Below are 281 nucleotides of genomic sequence, written 5' to 3'. Positions count from 1 at the left end.
GGAGCCCGCATTTATGCCAAACGCAAGGTGGATGTCGAACCTGTATTTGGTAGGATGAAGGGTGTTTTTGGCGTGCGCAGAGTCCATGTCAGAGGTCAAAAGGTGGTTGAAACTGAGATAGGATTCCTACTAATGAGCATGAATCTTACGAAATTGGCTAAGAAATTAGTAACCGCCCAATAACAAAGTATATTGAAAAGGCTCCAAAGTCCTATCGACTCTGGAACCTTTTTCTATTTACATGCTCTCTTAATTTTTTCCTTCCATGGCAAATAAGCCTC

Annotated in this window: 1 pseudogene; it reads left to right on the top strand. The window is 42.0% G+C overall.

Annotation, left to right across the window (positions count from 1 at the left end):
* Window positions 1-174, top strand: a pseudogene (locus C1E99_RS00385) (transposase); the annotation flags it as partial.
* Window positions 175-281: the final 107 nt, after the last annotated feature.

Origin of the sequence: Streptococcus suis, assembly GCF_002964045.1 — a bacterium.
Classification (GTDB): domain Bacteria; phylum Bacillota; class Bacilli; order Lactobacillales; family Streptococcaceae; genus Streptococcus; species Streptococcus suis_U.
This window is presented reverse-complemented; position numbering and strand designations above follow the sequence as displayed.